The sequence below is a fragment of the Stieleria marina genome, assembly GCA_007741555.1.
Taxonomy (GTDB): Bacteria; Planctomycetota; Planctomycetia; order Pirellulales; family Pirellulaceae; genus K23-9.
Window position 1 is genome coordinate 2,037,548 of the sequence record CP036526.1, and the last position, 16,675, is coordinate 2,054,222.

The following is a 16,675-nucleotide window of genomic DNA, read 5'->3' on the forward strand; positions in this document are numbered from 1 at the left end:
CTAAGCAGTGCCGGTCGGATCCGGCAGTGATGTTTCTCTTTTTGCGTGAAGACGAATTTGGATGCCAAGTCGATGCCGTTGGCAATTGCCATCGGCGTGCTTGGCGAGCGAAGACCATCGCGGTCTATCCGCCGAAATGTGCACGAGAAACATAAACTATGAATCAGCCGCCCCCCGATAACGGATCGTCACTGCCGGTATTACCCGGTGGAAAACCACCCAGGAAAGAAGCAGCCGGAAACAATCCATCGTCTGGTCGCGCCAATGAAGCTTTGTTGGAGACGCCCGATCACGTCCTCAGTACGCTTGAAAAAGACGGTAGCCGTCGTTGGCTGCGTCCCAAGTTGTCGACGGGGCATTGGTGGAAACGCCGCCGCGTCGTCGCCTACGTTTTGATGGCCGTCTTTGTTGCGGTGCCACATCTTCGCGTGAACGGCAAGCCGCTTGTGTTGCTGGATATTGCAGCGCGTAAATTTACTGTCTTGGGAAAAACTTTTCTGCCAACCGATACGGTGGTGCTCGCGTTCTTGATGCTCAGTGTGTTCATCACGATCGTGCTGGTCACTGCCGTCGCGGGCCGCGCGTGGTGCGGCTGGGCATGTCCTCAAACGGTGTACATGGAATTTTTGTTTCGCCCGATTGATCGGTTCTTCGAAGGCACGGTTGGTAAAGGCGGCAAGCCTAAAAAGAAAGCTGCCATTTGGCAGGTCGCTCGAGTTGCTGTGTATCTGGTCTTGTCGATGTTTTTGGCTCATACGTTTCTGGCCTACTTTGTCGGCACGGAGCGTTTGGCTGTTTGGGTGCGGAGTTCTCCTTTGACGCACCCAATGGCGTTTTTGGTGATGGCGGGAACCACTGCCGCGATGATGTTCGACTTTTTGTATTTCCGCGAACAGATGTGTCTGATTGCGTGCCCATATGGCCGTTTTCAATCGGTGATGTTGGACGAACAGTCGATGATCGTCGGCTATGATCCTGTTCGCGGAGAACCACGGATCAAAGGGAAACGAGTCGAAGGGGACAACAAAGGCGACTGCGTGGATTGCCATCAGTGTGTCGTCGTTTGCCCAACGGGAATCGACATTCGCGAAGGCCTGCAGATGGAGTGCATTAATTGCACTCAGTGCATCGATGCGTGCGACAGTGTCATGGATCGCGTCGGAAAACCGCGCGGTTTGATTCGTTACAGTTCGCAAGATGCCATCGCTCGCAAACCTAAAAAGCTGTTTCGGGGTCGAACGATTATCTATCCGATTTTGCTAATCGGCGTTCTGTCCGCGTTCGGGTTGGCGATACGGTCCAAATCCAGTTTCGATGCTAGGCTGATACGCGGTCGCGGTGCTCCATTTACGATGATGCAGTCACGCCAAATCATGAACTCGTTTAACATGCGTCTGGTCAACCGAACCGACGATGAGCAACAGTACGTAATTTCGGTCGCGTCGCCCGAAGGTGCTTCTTTGGAGGTCGTTGATGACGAAGGCTTGACGCTTGACGGCGGCATGACTGCTTTGGTGCCCATTAGCATTCGCTTTCCCAATACCCTGACCAATCAGGGCGGAAAGTCGGAAGCGGTACTGAGAATCAAAGACGGAAGTGACAACGAGCGACTCGTTAATTTCAAACTTTTAGGTCCAAGACAATAAAGATGACCACCAACGATTCGTTTTATCAGCTTGATCCGGCAGTCCAGAGATCCGCCGAGCGACGCGCCAAGTATTTTTGGGTTTCGTTGGTGGTGACGCTGCTTGGCATTCAGTTAGTCATTGGCTTTTTCTCGATTCACTTGGCCACCAGCGATCCGACGGTGTCGGTGATTCCGGAGTACCACAAAACTGCTTTGAATTGGGACCAACAGAAGTACGTCTCCACTGCGGCCGATCGACTGGGCTGGGAAATTGACTTGGTGGCGTCGGATGTCGCCGACGGACAAGGTCGCCGGGCGGTCGAAATCGCGGTGCGAGACGAAAACGGGAAGACAATCGACAACCTCAGTTTGCATGCCACGGCCTATCATCATGCCGCGGCGACGGACATCCGAAAGTTCTCGGTCGATTCAGTTGGAAACGGAAACTATATGACCCTGGCTCCGCTGGGGCGATCGGGAATCTGGAACTTGGAGATCGACATCGCGGGAGCCGACGAGCCGATTACGCTGCGGCGAACGATTGAGGTGATCCAGTGATTGTGCGACCAGCATTTTTTAAATCGTGCTGATTACGAAAAGGAAATTGGCTAGTGTGGATTTTGATTTCAGCTGTAGCGACGGCCAGTTTGCTCGGTAGCATGCACTGCGTCGGCATGTGCGGTCCGCTCGCGATTTGGGCCAGCGGTGCGGGTGATTCGGCGCAGAAACGCACGGTTGCCGTTGCGACGTTGCTGTATCACGTCGGTCGATTAATCACTTATCTGATTGCTGGTTTGATCGCCGGTTTCATTGGCAGCGCCGTCGAGATCGGTGGCGAATGGCTGGGCTACCAAGTCATGGCGGCTCGGGTCGTCGGCGGAATCATGATCGTGGTCGGGTTGGTGCGGCTCTATCAACTGGTCGGTCCAGCATCGCAGAAAACGAAGACCGTCAAACCATCGACGATCGGCGGCTTGCTGGTCAAGGCTCGCCCGTTTCTGTTTCGTCTGCCGATTCCAGCACGAGGGTTGTTCACTGGAATGCTGACCACGCTGCTGCCATGTGGCTGGTTGTACCTGTTCGCTTTGATTGCTGCTGGAACAGGCAGCCTGCTGATGGGACCTGTGGTGATGTTCGCTTTTTGGATTGGAACGGTGCCAGCGTTGACCGGACTGATCGCAGGAACACGATTGCTATCTCAGCCACTGGGTTTGCTGGTCCCCACGGCTGCCGCAGTCCTGTTGATTGTTGGAGGCGGTTTTACCGCTTCTGGACGGGGGTTCGCAGGCCTGACTTCGCTCGAATCGCTATCTCCCAGCGGCAGTGACACAGCCGCGTTGGTGCAACAGGCAACATCCGCGGGCGATCAACCATTGCCCTGTTGCTGCGAAGAGGAAGAATGTGCAGTGTCGTCTGCCGAGAGCCCGGAAACCGGCGTGTTGGACGCGGCGAGTTTGGATGTGGGCAATTTGGACGTGGACAACGCAACCAGTCTGAAGTTGGACGACTGATTCATGTCGACAATCGAGCCAGCGTCCTCCGAGCCAGCGTCCTCCGAGTCGACGACGCGATCGCTGCCCTGCGTTCACTGTGGATTGGCGACGCCTTGCGGTGAAGGTACGGATCCGCAAACGGTCTTTTGCTGCAACGGATGTTTGGGCGCCTATCAACTTATCCACGGTTGGGGACTGGACGACTTTTACGCTCTGCGGGACCAGGTTTCGTCGACGGCGCCGGACCAAGTTCGCAGCGATGTCACGCGGTTCAATGAGTTTGATCGCGAAGAGTTTTTGGGGCGTTCTAAGCCGGTCGATCAACCTGACGGCCGCAAGCTATCGAATCTCGCGATCCATGGGCTGCACTGTGGGGCTTGTGCTTGGTTGATTGAAAACGCTGCGGGGCGAACACCCGGTTGGGAGTCGGCACGCGTGAAGATGAGCGACCACACGGTTTGTGTGAGTTACAACCCAGTGGAGATCCCCCTGAGTCGCATCGCAGCGCTGTTGTCAAAGTTGGGATATGAAGTCGCCCCGTTGACGGAAGTGCCCGATCAGCATTTCTGGATCGAAAATCGGCGACTGCTTACGAATATCGCTGTCGCTGGTTTCTGTGCAGCGAACGCGATGTGGATCGCGATTGGTCTGTACGCCGGCGAAGCTTGGGGGATCGCAGAGAGTCATCGCATTTACCTCCGAGCCTTTGGCACTGTCCTGGGCATTGTCGCCGTGGTTTTTCCTGGCAGGACTTTCTTTGCCGGAGCGATGGCGGCGATTCGTACTCGCACACCTCATATGGATCTTCCCGTCGCTCTAGGGTTAAGCGTTGGAACGCTGGCAGGTGCGGTCAATGCCGTCACGGGACGCGGTGAGGTCTATTTTGATTCTCTGGCCGTGTTGGTGTTTCTTTTGTTGCTGGGGCGATGGATTCAGTTTCGCCAGCAGCACCGGGCGGCTCAGTCGGTGGATCTGTTGATGCGGATCACTCCTCAGCACGCTCGTCGTGTAAATCGGGATGGAACGAACGACTTGGTGCCTTGGCAGCGTTTGACGACGGACGATCAAGTTTTGGTGTTGGCCGGCGAAAGCATCCCTGTCGACGGCAAAGTGCTGAGCGGTGATTCGATGATTGATCGTTCGTTGTTGACCGGAGAAAGTCGTGGTGTCGCCGTTACCGAAGGTGACTCGGTGGCCGCTGGCACAGTCAATCTAATGCGTCCGATCGAAATTTCGGTGGACGCGATTGGACAAGAAACTCGCATTGGTAAAGTGATGCAGTCGGTCGAAGCGGCCGCGATTACAAAGACCCCCATTGTCCAGTTGGCTGATCGGATTGGTGGCGTCTTTGTCGTCACGGTCACGCTACTCGCCTTGGCAACATTTTTGTTTTGGTCGAAAGAAAGCGTGTCGGTGGCGATGGGAAATGCCACGTCGCTGTTGATCGTGGCATGTCCCTGTGCGTTGGCGCTGGCAACACCACTTGCGATTGCGGTTGCCATTGGACGATCTGCGAAGCGGCGAATTTTGGTTCGCGACGGACAGACTTTGCAGCACCTTTCGCGAGGAGACACGATCTGGTTCGACAAAACCGGAACGTTGACGGAAGGCCGTATGCGGGCGGAGTTTGTGCATGGGAATCGAGATGCCTTTGCAGTGGCTGCGTCGGTGGAGGCTCATTGTGTCCATCCGATTGCTGAGGCCATTGTGAGAGCAGCAAAACAGCAAGGCTTGGTGATTTTCGACCAAGCCGAACTTTGTGGTATCGAAGTGGGGGGCGTGGTTGGTCGTTGCGATGGACGTGGAGTTTATATCGGTAGCCTTGGGTTTCTGCGTAGTAATGACGTGACGATCGATACGGCCATGCTAGACGCAATCAATCGCTGCCTTGATCATGGCACGACCCCCGTAGTCGTTGCCATCGATGGTCAAGCCGAAGCGGTGTTGACGGTTACTGACAACATCAAGCCGGACGCGATCCGCACGATCAGCGAATTGACTAAACGTGGTTGGCAAGTTGGCATGCTTTCGGGAGATCACCCGGCCATTGTCGACCGTGTCGCAGAGACGCTTGGGATCAGCAAGGAGAACGCGCTGGGGGGGCTTTCGCCTGAAGACAAATTGGAATGCATCAAGAAAGCTCAGCCCGGACAAGTTGTCATGGTGGGCGACGGAGCCAACGATGCGGCGGCATTGGCTGCTGCGGATGTGGGGATTGCCGTTCGCGGTGGCGCTGAAGTGAGCCTGCAGGCCGCGCCGGTTTTTATTTCGTCGGGTCATTTGGGCAGCATCGTCGAATTGATCGATGGTGCGAAGCGAACGCGGTGGTTGATTATCGCGACGTTTGCGGTCTCGCTGGGTTACAATGTGGTCGCGGTCGCACTTGCGATGACTGGTTACATTAGCCCGTTGGTCGCAGCCGTTTTGATGCCGATCAGCAGTGTGTCGGTCCTGGCTCTCACTCTTCTCTGCCCAATTTTTGGCAAGCAATCCTCATGAGCGTACTTTTTATCGCCTTGCCGCTTGCCCTGTTGCTAGGAGCTGCCGGCGTGACCGCCTGCGTCTACTGCATTCGTGACGGTCAATACGACGATTTAGATTCGCCGCCGATGAGGATTTTGGTAGACGAACAAAAAAAATCCCGGCCGGAAGATTCAGACGGCACGCCGCCGTCCAATCCGTAAGGGAGACAGCGCTGTTTGTCTTGCCGCGACGTGAAGGGCAATCGTGCCTGATGTGCGTTTTCTCTGCTCGCGCAAATGGGAATGGCGCAAACGCCGAGTTGCTGGAGCGGATTTGGAGCGAAAGCAGCCCCACCGATTAAACCACAAGTCGCCTCGCCAGTCCTGAGCGGTCTGCACTCCTGCAAGCGACCGGCTCTCCCGCACGCGGGAGAGGGAAGTGACGATAGTCGACGCTAACCGAGCCTATTTCTGCGACAGGTTCCGCAGCACCGTGTTGAGGATGCCCCCGTTTTGGTAGTACTGCATTTCGACAGGAGTGTCGATTCGTACTACACACGGAATCTCGGTGACTTTGCCGTCAGCAGCAGTAGCTGTCACGTTGATGGTCGATCGAGGCTGCAGGTCATTTGATAGACCTGGGATGTCGATGGTTTCTTCGCCGGTCAATCCCAGTGATTGCCAGGTAGCGCCATCGGCAAATTCCAATGGCAACACGCCCATTCCGACCAAGTTGCTGCGGTGGATGCGTTCGTAGCTGGTGGTGATAACGGCTTTTACACCCAACATCATCGTGCCTTTGGCGGCCCAGTCACGGCTACTTCCGGTGCCGTACTCTGTGCCAGCCAAGACAACTAGCGGCACGCCGTCAGCTTGGTACTTCATAGACGCGTCGTAGATGCTCATGACTTCGTCGGTTGGCAGGTAACGCGTCACGCCGCCTTCGGTGCCCGGTGCCAGTTGGTTGCGAATGCGGATGTTGCCGAACGTTCCGCGTACCATCACGCGGTCGTTGCCACGTCGCGAACCAAAGCTGTTGAACTCACGAATCTCCACGCCGTTTTCTTGCAGGTAACGCCCGGCCGGCCCGTCCGATGCGATCGCACCAGCTGGTGAAATGTGGTCGGTCGTGACGCTATCGTTTAACAACGCCAAGACTCTTGCACCTTTGATTGGCGTGATATCGGGGACCGATTCGCCGGTCACGCTGTCCAAGAATGGCGGGTGGTGAATGTAAGTACTGGATTCATCCCAAGGATAAATTGCTCCCCCGGCGACTTCGATGGCGTTCCAAAGTTGGTTGTCGGTGACGCCACTTTCGTACTGGTTGATGAACATCTCCGGTTCGATTGACGTCGCAATCGTGCTGGCGATCTCTTCGGCCGTCGGCCAGATTTCTTTCAAGAACACATCGTTGCCCTCGCCATCTTGGCCGATCGGCTCGGTCGCCAAATCGATGTCCGTTGTGCCTGCGAGTGCATAGGCAACAACCAGCGGCGGACTCGCCAAGTAATTGGCTTTGGTCAGTGGGTTCACGCGTCCTTCGAAGTTTCGGTTACCGCTCAAGACAGCAGATGCGATCAAGTCGCCTGACTTAATCGCGTTGGCGACGGGCTCTGGGAGGGGGCCGCTGTTGCCGATGCAGGTCGTACAGCCATAGCCAACCGTGTGGAATCCAAGCGCACGCAGGCTGTCGGTCAAACCGGCTTTGTCCAAGTAGTCTGTCACGACTCGGGAGCCAGGTGCGAGCGAAGTTTTGACGTGCGGCGAGACTTTCAAGCCACGTTCAGCAGCTTTTTTGGCCAACAATCCAGCGCCGATCATGACGGATGGATTACTGGTGTTGGTGCAAGAAGTGATCGCGGCGATCACGACGGCGCCGTGAGTAATGTCGTTGCTTTGGCCGTTGTTTTGAACGGTCGCTTTGCGGTCCAAATCGGTTGTTTCCAACCCAAAACCAGATGCTCCGATCGGTGCGGTCAACGATTTGTTGAAAGCCGCTTTCATGTCCGTTAGGGCGATGCGATCTTGAGGCCGCTTGGGACCAGCCATGCTGGGTACAACGGTTCCGAGGTCCAGCGACAGCGTTTTGGTGTACGTGAGCGATGGGCCGTCGTCGGTGCGGAACAAACCTTGTTCCTTGGTGTATCGTTCGACCAATTCGACTTGCTGGGCCGTCCGTCCGGTTTGACGCATGTACTGCAGCGTGACGTCGTCGACCGGAAAGAATCCCATTGTCGCACCGTATTCAGGTGCCATGTTTGCGATCGTAGCTCGGTCAGCAACGCTCATTGCGTTCATCCCGGCGCCAAAGAATTCAACAAACTTACCAACCACTCCTTCGTCGCGAAGAATTTCGACAACTTGCAACACCATGTCCGTCGCGGTCGCGCCGGCGGGCAAGCTGCCGGTCAATTCGAATCCGACCACTTCGGGCATCAGCATGTAGAGCGGCTGACCCAGCATGTTCGCTTCGGCTTCGATACCACCGACTCCCCAGCCCAATACGCCCAGTCCATTGATCATGGTGGTGTGGCTGTCGGTTCCGACCAAAGTATCCGGAACGGCAACGGGACCATCGGGAGTGTCATGCAGCGCGACAACGCTTGCTAGGTACTCCAGGTTTACTTGGTGGACGATGCCAACGTTGGGGGGGACCACGCGGAAATTGTCAAACGCCTGCTGGCCCCAACGCAGGAATTCGTAGCGTTCTTTGTTGCGTTTGAATTCCATGTCGACGTTTTTGACCAACGCACCATCGCTGCCAAAGAAATCGACTTGCACGCTGTGGTCGATCACGAGGTCGACGGGAATCAACGGATTGATTTTTTCGGGGTCACCGCCCAGACGAGCCATTGCGGATCGCATCGCTGCGAGGTCGACAACGGCTGGGACGCCCGTGAAGTCTTGGAGGACGACTCGGTACGGCTTGAAAGGGACTTCCTGCTTTGCTGGCGCGGCGGCGTTCCACGCTGCAAGGTTTTTGACATCGTCTTGGCTGACCAGAAAATCGTCGCAGTTTCGCAGCACTGATTCCAGCAAAACGCGGATCGAGAACGGCAGTTGGTCGATCTGGCCGAGGCCAGCGTCTTGCAATTTGCTGAGGCGATAAATGGTTGCTTTTCCATGACCAGTGTCGAACTGATCGCGTGCTCCAAATGGATCGAAACTCACGTTGTATTCTCGTATTAGCGGCTGTTTGGGCAGGAAGTCGTCGAGCCGAAAGTTTAGCGATTTGCGATCTGATTGTCTGGGGGCGGCGTTTTTTCGCAGGCAATGGCAGCTGGGGAGATGCGAAAGATAGGCAAAAGACGTCCAGTTTGCCGATGTTTCGGGTTCTCTTGGTCATTCCGAATCTTTCGGGTCGATACATCAAAGCATCACGCCGCAATTCCAATGAGGTTTCTGATGAAACGCCCTTCCCGCAACGATACCCCGATGTCCCAAATCAAACACAATCTGACCAGTCGCGTTTCGACGACGAACCGAAAACGACGACTTCTTGGCCGCATCGTGTTGGGACTGGTAGCAGTCGCTGGCATGGCAACGCAGGCTCAAGTCAGCCAAGCTTGTGATTACTGCGACAGTGTGGAAGTCAATTGCGCGGCTTGCGACGGCATGAGCTGCGATGCGATGGGGTGTGACGGCATTGGCTGTGACGCGATCGGCGGCGGCTGCAAGATGGTTCGTGGCGGCGTGTTTCGCGCTCTGGATGCAGTCGCTGGTGGCGTCGAAAGATTGATGGGCTTTGACAAATGCGGCCAAAGCAGCTGTGGCTGCGACAGCCTTTCCTGTGACAGCATGTCGTGCGACGGTGGTTGCGGATCGATGATGTCGGGCGAAATGATGATGCCAATGGCGCCTGTCGAAATGGCTCCCACCAACACGCATGTGCATCAGCACGTTCATTCGCCTGCACCTGCTTATTCGGCTCCCTTGCCGCCGATCGCAACGCCTCGCATGGCCGCGCCCCGTATGGCAGCGCCGCGGCATCCTCAGTTTCGCATGTCCGAACCGACCATCGTGTCGCCACATGCCGCTCCGCATCAATCAGCGCCGGTTCAAAGCGACCAAATGGAATTCGACAATCTGGAATCGCAACTAGATTCCAGCTTTGAAGCAGCGCCGTCGATGTCAACGCCTCGCACCAGTACGCCTCGCACCAGTACGCCTCGCACCAGTACGCCGCGAGTCACGACACCGCGGTCCACTCCCAGAGCTTCGGCACCGATTGACCGGTTGCCCACCATTGATCGCACACCTTCACCCGATCCGGCTCCCAACGCATTTGAAGCCCCAGCGGTTCGTCCGGCGGCACCCGCACCAAAGACTCCCGCGCCCAAGAATGATGGCGGCGGATTGTTCGATGCGTTGGACGATCCGTTTGGCGACGATGTAAGAGTCTTGCCACGAAGTCGTCCGACGATTCAGCCGAGCAACTATCGCAAGACTCAACTGAGTCAGCCGATTCGGTTGGGGGCACCGCAAGCAAGCGTTCGCACGCAGACGCAACAACGCACAGCCAAAGCAGCGTTGCAGCATCGCTCTAGTCGTGCACCGTCGCTGGCGCGTTCGTCCAGCTCTGCGCACCGACACGTCGCGACGTCCCATCGAAAGGCAGTTCCGCTTCGCACGGGAAGTTCGTTCCGTAGCTATAGCCAGGCGAGCCCTCCAATCCGTGTCGCGACTCGCCAGGTTTCGCACCAGCATTCTCGAACGGCCGCAAGTTCGCGCCGGTCAAATCCGCAGTTCTCACCTGCTCCCGCTCCTCGTCAGTTCACTGCCCCTCAGCAAGTGAAGTCCTCCGATTCGGTTCGCCGTCAAACGACGGGGCAGCGACACTCATCGGCCGGATACTCGGGTTACGGTCACACGACCAATCGTCGATAGAACGATCGGTAGGCGTCGACCATGGCGGGAACGGAGAAATCCAGTTTGACTCGTTCTTGATTTCGACGTCCGACATCATCGCAAATCAACTCGTCGGCTAGAAATGGTTCGACGAGTTTTCTCATTGCCGCGTCATCACCGATCGGGAATACTTGCCGATCTCGATCGTGGCTGAGCAATTCCAGACTTCCTTGCACACTACTGCACACCACCGGTTTGGCAGCAGCCATTGCTTCAAGCACCACATTGGGCATGCCTTCGTAATAGCTGGGCAAAACCAGTAGACGACAGGCTTTGATGATCGGGGCGATCTCTTTCTGCCATGGGATCATCTTGACGCGATCGGGGCCGATGTCGTTGGCCCAGGACTTCAGCTCGCTCTGCAGCGGACCGCTGCCGACGATCAGCAGTCGTCGGTCCGATTGTGCTGGTGCCAAGGAATCGATTTGTGACTGCAGAAGCTGAATTCCTTTTTGGGGATGCAGCCGACCGACAAACAGAGAAACCTTCGAATCGTCGGGCCATCCGATCTCGGACCAGGCCATGGGAGTTGCGGTCGAAAAACGCAGCACATCGACGCCGTTGGGAATGACAAGCGACTTGGTGGTCGGGCAATTCAGATGCGTCGCCGCAAATTCTTGCACACCGTGGCTGACGCAAATCAGCGAACTCATTTGTTTGACGGCATGACGTTCGATGCGATTGCGAAACCAGCGTTTTTCCGCAATGCGGGCTCCTCCCACGCGGATCTTGACGCCAGCTTTTTTCGCAGCCAGGGTTCCCAGGACATTGGCATGAAACAAAAACGTTTGGCAAATGTCTGGTGGAGATTCGACCAGCCAAGATCGCAGCTTTGCCGACGCACTCAAAAACGACGAAACGTGATCGGCGTGCGCCGATGCTACTGGAATGCCTGCGTCTCTCAGTTGATCGACCAACAAGCTTTGATCGCCGGTGGGGAAGTTGGCAAACGAAAACACTCGCACCGAATCGCCGCTTTCGGCCAATCCTTTTGCAAGCTGCGTCAAGCAGCGTTCCGCACCACTTACGTACATCTCGGTGATGACAAAATCGACACGCATAAAACTTCTAGATGGGATTGTTGGCGACGAACATGAGCATGGGCTTTGGCACGGCTATGACAACGAGGTGACCGCGAAATCAGACGGCGGGACTAAGGGATTTTTCCCCAGATCGTTTCCATCAGCTGGTGCATGTCCGGATCATGCTCCTTTAATTCGGCGCGAACGAACGGAAAGAAGTCATTCACGCCAAAATAGGCCTCGGTGGATTCGGCGAAATACTCTTTGTGGTTGTTCAATGCGTAATGCTTGACGTGTTTCGCTTTGTGGGAAAGGACTTTGTCGTAGGTGCCGCTTTGCTTCATCTTTTCATAGGCACTCCGAACCGGCGGATAGTCGAAACCAAGCTTTTGATCGTGGTACGCGTGCGCCAGTTCGTGCAGAATCGCGTAAGGATGTTTGGTCCATTGCCGGCGATCGATAAGATTCTTGGCACGACCGACGTGCACGTGCTTGGCCAATCGCGGATCATGATCGTTTGCTAATAGCCAACCGCGGCTCGGGTGATACTGCAGGTTCTCCAGTGTGTGGTCCCAATGAACCCAGATGCCAACTTGCTGAAGCTCTGCGAGACGCTCTGGCGAAACGATCCACCTGACCCTTTGCAGGTGATTGGCCAACGCGCTCAAGCACTCTTCGCCAGTCGAACGATGTGGCTGCGCGACGACTTCGGGAGAAATGAAAACCGTCCAGCCTTCGATATTCCGCTGGATCGGATCAGCGAACCTCTGCGGGGTCTGTGCTTCTAAGTGGTTGGCGAAGCACAGAATGCTCAGGGCAGCCATTGGAAGACAGCTCAGCAGGCGATCCGCATAACCGGATCGAATGTGTTTTAAAGCAGTGCGCACGTCGTTGATGGTCTCTAGTGGCAGTGAATCGTCCGTTGGGTGGCTGTCGCCTGCGGATGATCTTGTAACCACGGCCGCTGCAAACGGAATATTCGTAACAACAAAACAACCGCTGGACATCTTAACGACTTCGGCTGAGAAAAGACGCAGTGATCAGATGCGATTCGGCCAATACTTCACTTGTGGAATGAATGGCACCGGTGCCCAATCCACATCAAGCAATACTTTACGACGTCTCCAACAGTGACACTTTACGATGTTCAACTCAACAACCTTTACGATTGAGTCCGTTCACGGATTGAAGCAAACGTTCAACGTCAATCCTGGCGGCATCGTCGACACGACCAAACTGCAGGTTGTCGAAGAGCGTCAGCAAGAGTCGCAGCCCAAGCGGACAGAAGATCGAATGGCGAAAGCCAAGTAAGTCGGCCTCGGCAATTCGGCATAGGCAATTTGGCTTGGTGCGCCGCCGCATTCTTTCCATTGAGGTTGCAAGGCGACCTCCACGTGGCGGGCATTCGAACCGTGCTTTCACGCGCAAGGTCCCTTCGCTTTTGCAAAAGCTGTTGCAATAGAGACCAGGAGCGGAGCAACCGTTTCGTAATCACGCCGAAACTTCGGTAAGCACCGATGCTGTGTCGCAGTCAATTCGTAGGCAAGCGAGGGCCGGTGTAGTGAGCCCTTGCGGTCGGCCGTTGGGCCGTGAGCGGCCAAGATTCTGCGTTACGCCCGATGGGTTTCGCTCAGCCCAATCAGTTGTGTTTCACTGCCGTCATTGATGTGCAGCAATCCGGTCGCTGCTTAAGCCATTGCGTCACATGGAGAGGGCTCTTGGATGGCTGGTAGTGCTGGCGTCGTTGAAAGCGCTGCGAAGGCCCCTACCGCCAATTCTTTGACGAGCAATTCGATGGCTTGATCCAATGGCACTGGCTTGGAGAACAGAAAGCCTTGGGCCATATCACAACCAAGCTTCGTAACGGCCTGGTCCTGATCCGACGTCTCAATCCCTTCGGCCACGACCTTCAGGTTAAGTGCTTTGCCCAATCGCGTGACGCAGTCCGTGATCGCGTGCTGGCTCTCTGATTCGCAGACACTGCTAATGAGCGCGCGATCGAGTTTCAGGTAATCGATCGGAAGTTGTTGCAGATAAGTGAGCGAAGAGTGCCCAGCACCAAAATCATCCAATGCTACTTGAATACCACGTTTGCGCACATTTGAGATGACGCGTTTGGCTTTCTCGAAGTCGTCGATCAACGCTGTTTCCGTGATCTCCAGTGTCAGGTGCTTGGGATCCAGTTGAGTTCGTTCCAAGACATCGTTGATGACGGTGATCAATCGCAAATCTTGTACCTGCTGAGAGGCCAGGTTTACGTTGACTTTCAGCGGAATGCTCGGGAACAGCGTCGTCAATTCCTGGAGATCTCGGCATGCCTGTTCCAAAATCAATTCGCCGATTTCGACAATCGCACCTGTTTCTTCGGCGATCTCCAGAAAGAAAAACGGAGACAGCATTCCTCGTGTGGGATGATCCCAACGCACGAGCGATTCGAATCCTACGATCCGTTTAGATTGCAAATCGATGATCGGTTGATAGAACGCGACAAATTCTCGCTGGCGAATCGCGCGGGAGATCTCACGTTTCATCGTGTTTCGTTCTTGAAGCTGGTCACGAACCGCATCGTCGCAGACGACTACGCTTGACCGTTTGTGTACCTTTGCCAGTTCCAGTGCAAAACCGGCATCCCGAATGGTGGCGTCGAACGTTTGTCCGATTGCGCCCAGCGCGAGGCCGATGCTGACTTGCGGTTCGACTTCGACGCCGTTGATTTTGATAGGCTGGCAGAGTTCTTCGGTCAGCCGATAAGCGACCGATTCGGCGAATTCAAGCGGGCAGTCGGAGCTAAGCAGGATGGCGAATTCGTCAGCGCCAGTACGAAACGCGGTGTCGGAATCACGTGTGAACGCTCGGATTCGATCACCAAGAATACGGAGCATGGAATCGCCAAAGTCCTCTCCCAGACTGTCATTGATCGACTTGAAGTCGTCCATGTCTGCCAACAGAATCGCGATGTTCTTGCCGGCCTGCAGCGCGTGGCACGCATTGAGTTGAAACTGCTTTCGGTTGGCGAGTCCGGTTAGCGTGTCATGCAACGTGCGATGTTGCAGACGTTCTTCCAATTCGCATCGTTCGGTTACATCACGCGCCAGCAGGACATAGTTTTCGCTTCCCGAACGCGCCAAGCGGGCATCGAATTGATAGCCGTTGGAATTTTCGCCCAGTTGAAAGGAGACGACTTTGGGAACGTCGTCTTCATCGAGTGTCTTGATCGCTTCGGCGAGTACGCTTTCGATCGACGGGAGGCAGTTGGTGATCGTTTGAGTGACGAAACGAGCAGGGTTGGTACCCAGATAGGATTGGGATGCTGCTTTGATGTCGACGATGATGCGATTGGCATCGAAGTGAATGCACAAGTCACCGGCGGCTTCCAGGTCACCGATGAGTTCCTTTTCCGTCATGTGACGTTGTTCTTTGTCTCTTGCAGCGCGTTCTAAGCGAAGCACCAGTTTCTTGAGTTCGTAGTGCTTGATATCCTCGCCTGAGGCCGAAGGATTCAGCTCCCTTGATTCACTTTGGAATTTGTCGGAATGAGCAGCTTCGGGATTCCAGAGATGTATTTCACGGTCGCAGTGATCCTGGTTCGATGGACTAACCAAGAAAAGAAAGCCGTGCGCGCGAGACGACATTCGCCCAACCAATTGAAGCCCGCTTGGCAGCCAGTCCACCTTGACGGTCTGGTCCGTGTGCGCAGCGATCTTGCTGGAGTCAGCAGCCGACGTAATTTCTTGCTGAGACGATTCATGCCGAATCGTGACTTGCTCCATCAGGCGACTGCCAATTGCAACATCCCGATTAAGACGTTGGATGGATGCACCTAACATCGTAATTCGAAAATCAGGATCGCATGCAATGAAGAAGGGGAAAGCTTCTTCAAGCAAGTCGGTCGTGACTCCGTACTGCGCGAATGCGTCCATGGGAATTTGCCCTTTAGCCGATACACCGGTTGGCATCGGATTGTGATGTTGTCATTTCGTTTGTTTTTGCACTCTTTGGAAGAGTGGGTGGCGCCAGGATCTCGATTGCAGTCGTCAAAGCAGACCGCTGCAGCAATCCGATAGGTGATTGCAAGACATCTGGATACGGTTTGGCCTCGGGGTGTTTTGTTCAGTTCGCGAACAGCCCCAGTAATATTTACCCCACAAAAAGCGAAGCGGACGCATAAGCGACGGCGTCAGGTCGATGACGCAAAAAGACGGCAATGTCCGGCGTAAATCCTGCGGATTGCCGAAAGAGAGTTTGGCTGCAAAAGGCAGGCTTTTATCCCCTCTGCAGATGAGAATCAAGAGCTCGCGAGGGTTAGCCGTCAAAACGGCCAATTGCGCCGCAAACCCGGAAAAGCCGCAACGCATCCACGTTGGATTTGACGTCATGCACGCGGATGATGTGTGCCCCAGCCGCCGCAACTGCCAGGGAAACGCCGATCGTTCCCACTGTTCGATCAGCGTCGCGATCGTTCAAAACGTGGGCGATAAACCCTTTGCGAGAATGCCCGATCAAAATCGGCGAACCGAGATTTGCCAGCCGCCGTGTGGCTTGCAGCAGTTGCAGATTGTGCTGATGCGTTTTGCCAAATCCGATACCGGGATCCAAGCAGATCCGGTCTTCGCCGATTCCCAATTCCAAGCAAGCGTTTCGCCGTTGGATCAAGTAGTCGCAGATTTCGTCGACGACGTTTTCGTACATCGGATTATCTTGCATCGATTGCGGCGTGCCCTGCATGTGCATGACACACACGCCGACGCCGCTGTCGACCGCTACGCTTGGCATCTCACGATCGCCTTTCAATCCGGTGACATCATTGATGATTTCGGCACCAAGCTGAATCGCAACTTTGGCGACCGATGCTTTGCTGGTGTCGATACTGATTGGGATTTGTAGTTCTTGCGATAACCGTTCGATCACAGGCGCGATGCGGTCCGTTTCCTCCGCGGCCGATACAGCGGTTGAATACGGACGCGTGCTCTCGCCACCGATGTCGATAATGTCGGCGCCGTCGGATTGCATCTGAAGAGCGGTTTGGACGGCCACGTCGACATCGCAATGTTGGCCGCCGTCCGAAAAACTATCGGGCGTGACATTTAGAATGCCCATTACCAGCGGACGTTCATTCAATTCCAGCTGGCGGCGACCTAGGTTCCACGGTTTTGTCACGGA

General features: G+C 55.4%; 12 protein-coding genes. 7 read left to right on the top strand and 5 right to left on the bottom strand.

Going from position 1 to position 16,675, the window contains the following annotated elements; all coding sequences use genetic code 11:
- Positions 1-158 precede the first annotated feature (158 nt).
- The 5 genes from ccoG to ccoS are packed head-to-tail and all read left to right on the top strand — an operon-like array spanning position 159 to position 5,804.
- On the top strand, positions 159-1,646 hold the full coding sequence (gene ccoG / locus K239x_RS07175) for a cytochrome c oxidase accessory protein CcoG (RefSeq protein WP_145417098.1): 1,488 nt from the start codon (positions 159-161) through the stop codon (positions 1,644-1,646).
- A gap of 2 nt (positions 1,647-1,648) precedes the next feature.
- Positions 1,649-2,185, top strand: coding sequence for a FixH family protein (locus tag K239x_RS07180; RefSeq protein ID WP_145417099.1), 537 nt, complete (start codon positions 1,649-1,651; stop codon positions 2,183-2,185).
- Positions 2,186-2,238: 53 nt separating this feature from the next.
- Entirely contained in the window at positions 2,239-3,138 is a 900-nt protein-coding gene (locus tag K239x_RS07185) for a sulfite exporter TauE/SafE family protein (protein WP_145417100.1), read from the top strand.
- A gap of 3 nt (positions 3,139-3,141) precedes the next feature.
- Complete coding sequence (locus K239x_RS07190; RefSeq protein ID WP_145417101.1) at positions 3,142-5,619, top strand: heavy metal translocating P-type ATPase; 2,478 nt, start codon at positions 3,142-3,144, stop codon at positions 5,617-5,619.
- Positions 5,616-5,804, top strand: coding sequence for a cbb3-type cytochrome oxidase assembly protein CcoS (gene ccoS / locus K239x_RS07195; protein WP_145417102.1), 189 nt, complete (start codon positions 5,616-5,618; stop codon positions 5,802-5,804). The genes K239x_RS07190 and ccoS overlap by 4 nt, the downstream gene beginning before the upstream one ends.
- 243 nt (positions 5,805-6,047) lie before the next feature.
- On the opposite strand, the gene acnA is transcribed toward ccoS, so the two are convergent.
- Positions 6,048-8,756, bottom strand: a complete 2,709-nt coding sequence (gene acnA / locus K239x_RS07200) for an aconitate hydratase AcnA (protein ID WP_145417103.1) — start codon at positions 8,754-8,756, stop codon at positions 6,048-6,050.
- Positions 8,757-8,990: 234 nt separating this feature from the next.
- On the opposite strand from acnA, the gene K239x_RS07205 reads away from it, so the two are divergent.
- Positions 8,991-10,472: a hypothetical protein gene (locus K239x_RS07205; RefSeq protein WP_145417104.1), complete on the top strand. Its 1,482-nt coding sequence runs from the start codon at positions 8,991-8,993 to the stop codon at positions 10,470-10,472.
- Here K239x_RS07205 and K239x_RS07210 read toward each other — a convergent pair.
- Positions 10,451-11,554 (bottom strand): glycosyltransferase family 4 protein, encoded by a 1,104-nt coding sequence (locus tag K239x_RS07210; RefSeq protein ID WP_145417105.1) that lies wholly within the window; start codon positions 11,552-11,554, stop codon positions 10,451-10,453. The genes K239x_RS07205 and K239x_RS07210 overlap by 22 nt on opposite strands.
- A gap of 92 nt (positions 11,555-11,646) precedes the next feature.
- Positions 11,647-12,339, bottom strand: coding sequence for an anthrax toxin lethal factor-related metalloendopeptidase (locus K239x_RS07215; protein WP_145417106.1), 693 nt, complete (start codon positions 12,337-12,339; stop codon positions 11,647-11,649).
- Positions 12,340-12,658: 319 nt separating this feature from the next.
- Between K239x_RS07215 and K239x_RS28320 the strand changes: the two genes are divergently transcribed.
- A complete protein-coding gene (locus K239x_RS28320; protein WP_419189774.1) occupies positions 12,659-12,826 on the top strand; it encodes a hypothetical protein in 168 nt (55 codons plus the stop codon).
- 377 nt (positions 12,827-13,203) lie between these two features.
- Here the strand turns inward: K239x_RS28320 and K239x_RS07220 are convergent, their stop codons facing one another.
- Together K239x_RS07220 and folP are read right to left on the bottom strand one after the other, a co-directional pair.
- Positions 13,204-15,435, bottom strand: coding sequence for a bifunctional diguanylate cyclase/phosphodiesterase (locus K239x_RS07220; protein ID WP_419189775.1), 2,232 nt, complete (start codon positions 15,433-15,435; stop codon positions 13,204-13,206).
- Between the two features lie 382 nt (positions 15,436-15,817).
- The gene (folP, locus tag K239x_RS07225) at positions 15,818-16,672 is read right to left on the bottom strand and encodes a dihydropteroate synthase (RefSeq protein WP_473163570.1); all 855 of its coding nucleotides are present in this window, start codon (positions 16,670-16,672) and stop codon (positions 15,818-15,820) included.
- Positions 16,673-16,675 lie beyond the last annotated feature (3 nt).